The sequence below is a fragment of the Burkholderia sp. SIMBA_062 genome (genome assembly GCF_046534765.1).
Classification (GTDB): domain Bacteria; phylum Pseudomonadota; class Gammaproteobacteria; order Burkholderiales; family Burkholderiaceae; genus Burkholderia; species Burkholderia ambifaria.
In genome coordinates, this window is the sequence record NZ_JAWRYD010000703.1 from 1 (window position 1) to 229 (window position 229).

Annotated in this window: 1 protein-coding gene; it reads right to left on the reverse strand. The window is 66.4% G+C overall.

Going from position 1 to position 229, the window contains the following annotated elements:
• A partial coding sequence (locus SB786_RS37995) for a hypothetical protein (RefSeq protein ID WP_410731812.1) occupies window positions 1–216 on the reverse strand: 216 nt, incomplete at its 3' end.
• Between the last annotated feature and the right edge of the window lie 13 nt (window positions 217–229).

Below are 229 nucleotides of genomic sequence, written 5' to 3' on the forward strand. Positions count from 1 at the left end.
GAAGCCGGACGCGCCGGTGATCAGCACGAGGTCCTTGTTAGCGCGGGAAGTGTCGGTCATTCTGGATTTCGCTTTCGGGTTCGATGAGCGGCGCGCCGGGGTGCCGGCCGCCGCAGTGGCACGGATTGTACGTGGCGCGGCGGCGGCGCGTGCGCGCGCAGGGTCACGGCACAGGTTCAAGGCAATCGCGTCTACAATGCCGACCGTAAGTTGCAAGCACGGCTAGAGG